A 3,826-nucleotide genomic window follows, 5' to 3' on the forward strand; every position below is an offset into this window, starting at 1 on the left:
GCAACGCAGGAGCAGTTGCCGCGTAGGGCAGTCTATTCTCGGACAGCCTCCTATGACCACCTTTGTTTTCTCAGCGATAATGTTTGTTGATTTATGTCAAGCGACGATGCCTTTCTGCAAAAAAACCATTGCTGTACTTAATAATCCTGAATAACCTTTCTGCCAACAAAACGACCATTCATAAAGTTCACACCTGATCCTGTGGCCTGAGGGAGAAGTTATGTCAGACACGCTACTGGTGATGAAAAAGATCACCAAGCGATTTCCGGGAGTGCTGGCCCTGGACGGGGTTCACTTTGATTTACGAAAAGGAGAAGTCCACGCCCTGCTCGGAGAAAACGGCGCCGGTAAATCAACACTGATGAAGATTCTTTCCGGTGTTTACCACAAAGACGAAGGAGAGATCATCCTTGCCGGGAACCCGATTATTCTCAATGGCCCGTTGGCTGCGCAAAATCTGGGCATCAGCATTATCCATCAAGAGTTTAACCTCTGTTCTGACCTCACGGTGGCGCAGAATATTTTCATCGGCCGTGAACAGTGCAATGGCTGGTTATTAGACGACAATAAACAAAATCGGGCCGCAGCAGACATTCTCAAAAGTTTAAACCTTGATATTTCACCAGACACCCGGGTCGGCTCTTTGACGGTTGCCCAGCAGCAGATGGTCGAGATTGCCAAAGCCCTTTCCTGCCAGTCCAGGATTCTGATCATGGATGAGCCCACCGCGGCACTCACCGAAAGTGAAATAGACAGCCTTTTCAAAGTCACCCGTATGTTGAAAGCACAGGGTGTGGGGATTGTTTATATCTCCCATCGACTGGAAGAGTTGGCCATTATCGCTGACCGGGCCACCGTTATGCGTGATGGCACCTACGTTGGCACGGTGAATTATCAAGATACAACGCTGGACCAATTGATCAGCATGATGGTGGGGCGGGACCTGGACAACATTTTCCCTGCCCATCACTCGGCTGTTACTGAAGAAGTTGTCCTTTCGGTAAAAAACCTCTGCCGTACAGGCGTTTTGAACAATGTCAGTTTTGATTTGCACAGAGGCGAAATATTAGGCTTTTCTGGCCTGATGGGGGCGGGTCGAACAGAAGTTGCCAGAGCTATTTTTGGTGCAGACCCTATTGATAGCGGCACCATCACCCTCAATGGCAAGCAGCTGGCAGGCCATTCCATTCGGGATGCCATAGACAGTGGCATTGGTTATCTCACGGAAGATAGAAAACAGGAAGGTCTGGCCCTTGGGCTATCGGTAGAGACCAACACCCTGTTAAGCAATTACCCACGATTTGCCAATTCACTTGGCGTCATTGATGAAGCAAAAGGCTCAACTATTGCCGGGCAACTGCGCAAAAGACTGCGAATAAAGACACCTGACTTGCAACAGTTGGCCGGTAATCTAAGCGGCGGTAACCAACAGAAAATCATTATCGCCAAATGGCTGTGTAAAGATACCGACATCCTGATATTTGATGAGCCCACCCGCGGTATCGATGTTGGTGCCAAATATGAAATCTACGAGTTGATGTACGAACTGGTAAGGCAGGGTAAGTCAATCATTATGATCTCTTCAGAGTTGCCAGAAATTCTTGGCCTGTCCGATCGGATTCTGGTCATGCGCCATGGCTGTATTACCGGTGAACTGCAACGAAAAGACGCTAATCAACAAAACATAATGAAATATGCTGCATTGGAAGGTTAATTAATATGTTTGCACAAGCCGAAAAACAGCAACCTGAAAAAGCAGGTTTTGCCATGAACCGGGAGCTGGTGATGAAACTGGCTCCTTTGTTTAGCCTGGTATTACTCTGTATGTTCTTCAGTGTCGGCAGCCCCTATTTTTTCTCTGTCGATAATTTGATGACCATTGCCTTGCAAACTGCCGTTATTGGCATCATGGCCATTGGTGTGACCTACGTTATTATCACTGGCGGTATTGATCTGTCACTGGGTTCAGTCATGGCATTTTCCGGTGTCTGTGCCGGGCTTGCGGCTACCGCCGGTATGCCTCTGGTGATGTGTATTATGATCGGTATTGCCGCAGCGACTGCCTGTGGCGTGGTCAGCGGTGCCCTGGTTACCAAAGCCAGTATCCCGCCGTTTATTGCTACGCTGGGCCTGATGATGTCCGTTCGTGGACTCAATATGGTGTTTACCGATGGCCGCGCCATTTACTTCCTTGATTATCCGGTATTCAGCACCCTGGCAAATGGCAAACTGCTTGGAATTATCCCTTTCCCTGTTCTTTATCTTTTTGCCATAGGGCTGATTGCCGCGTTCATCCTTAGGCGCACCATTTTTGGCCGCTACATTTACGCCGTTGGCAGCAATGAAGAAGCCGCCAGGTTATCCGGAATCAACGTTCAGCAAGTGAAGTTAATGGTATATACCTTCTGCGGTTTGCTGACCGGTATTGCCGGTATGATCCTGGCTGCCCGGCTCAACTCCGGGCAACCCTCTGCAGGTGTCAGTTATGAGCTGGAAGCGATTGCAGCTGTGGTCATCGGGGGAACCAGCCTTGCCGGTGGCGTTGGCACCATCGGCGGCACCATCATCGGCGCATTCATTATGAGTGTCCTGAAAAATGGCTTGAATTTAATGGGCGTATCGCAATTCTGGCAGATGGTTGCCACGGGCGCTGTGGTGGTAGCCGCCGTCTATCTGGATAACCTTCGCAAGCGTTCCAGATAAGTTTTAACTGCTGAATATCCATAACACGATCGCTTATCTGATTATTAAAAAGGGGAAACACAATGAAACTTCGAGCGTTAACTGCCTCTCTATTCATCGCCGGTTTGCTGGTTTCATCCGGGAGCGCCATGGCCAATAAGGAGATCTATCTTCCGGTTGTCAGCAAAGGCTTTATGCATGAATTCTGGCAAACGGTAAAAATGGGTTCCGATGCGGCTGCCGAAGAGCTTAAAGTCAAAACCAGCTTCGTTGGCCCATCGGATGAGACCCAGATCGACCAGCAGATTCAGTTGATTGAAAACACGTTGGCGAAAAAGCCAAACGGGTTGCTGCTGGCGGCCCTCGACGGCAATGCCCTGATCCCGTCAGTTAATCGCATGCACGCTAAAAACGTCAGCATTGTAACGTTTGATTCGGGTGTTAATTCTGATATTCCGTCCGCCTTTGTGGCAACCAATAACAACAAGGCAGGCGCTATGGCAGCAGCAGAAGTCGGCCGACTGCTTAATGGGAAGGGTAAGGTTGGCATTGTCGCCCACGTTGCCGGAACCACCTCGGCGATTGACCGGGTTGACGGCTTTGTGGAGCACATGAAGGCAAACTACCCGAACATCGTGCTGCTCGATCCCCTGTACTCCGATGGTGACCCCCAGAAAGCCATGAACCAGACCATGGACATCACCCGTGCCAACCCTGACCTGGCAGCGGTTTATGGCACCAACGAAGGTTCTTCCATGGGGGTTGCAACGGCCATTCAAAGCATGGGGAAAAAAGACAAAATCAAGGTAGTTGGTTTTGACTCCAGTGAAGCCATCGTTAACTTTGTAGAAACCGGTGTCATGCAGGCAGCTGTCGTTCAGGATGCCTACAGCATTGGTTATATCGGCCTGAAGACTCTTCACAAGGTAATGAAAGGTGAAACAGTTGAGAAGCTGGTTGATGTGCCTGCTGTTCTGGTGACCGGCGATAACATTCGTGATGCCAGAATCCAGAAAGTCATCAATCCTCTTGGCTGATTTTATTCACGACAAGCTAAAAAAATGATGAAGTTATTCTTGGATAACTCCCTGGGAGCTGTCCTGAAATAACTTCGACATTTCTACAGACGCTACCCGCTACCCGC

The 3,826-nt window shown here is 49.3% G+C and carries 3 protein-coding genes; all 3 read left to right on the forward strand.

All coding sequences use genetic code 11. The features are described from left to right. The first annotated feature begins 220 nt into the window (after positions 1-220). A complete protein-coding gene (locus tag KDK14_RS01725) occupies positions 221-1,714 on the forward strand; it encodes a sugar ABC transporter ATP-binding protein (RefSeq protein WP_257263291.1) in 1,494 nt (497 codons plus the stop codon). A 5-nt stretch (positions 1,715-1,719) separates the two neighbouring features. Then, positions 1,720-2,703: an ABC transporter permease gene (locus tag KDK14_RS01730; RefSeq protein ID WP_257263292.1), complete on the forward strand. Its 984-nt coding sequence runs from the start codon at positions 1,720-1,722 to the stop codon at positions 2,701-2,703. 62 nt (positions 2,704-2,765) lie between these two features. After that, positions 2,766-3,719 (forward strand): ABC transporter substrate-binding protein, encoded by a 954-nt coding sequence (locus tag KDK14_RS01735; protein ID WP_257263293.1) that lies wholly within the window; start codon positions 2,766-2,768, stop codon positions 3,717-3,719. Positions 3,720-3,826: the final 107 nt, after the last annotated feature.

This window comes from Endozoicomonas sp. ONNA2 (assembly GCF_024606365.1).
Classification (GTDB): Bacteria; Pseudomonadota; Gammaproteobacteria; order Pseudomonadales; family Endozoicomonadaceae; genus Endozoicomonas.

What these genes read in the sequence shown, in the direction of transcription:
- KDK14_RS01730 (WP_257263292.1), top strand. Translation starts at nt 1,720, where the DNA reads ATGTTTGCACAAGCCGAAAAACAGCAACCTGAAAAAGCAGGTTTTGCC.
- KDK14_RS01725 (WP_257263291.1), top strand. Translation starts at nt 221, where the DNA reads ATGTCAGACACGCTACTGGTGATGAAAAAGATCACCAAGCGATTTCCG.
- KDK14_RS01735 (WP_257263293.1), top strand. Translation starts at nt 2,766, where the DNA reads ATGAAACTTCGAGCGTTAACTGCCTCTCTATTCATCGCCGGTTTGCTG.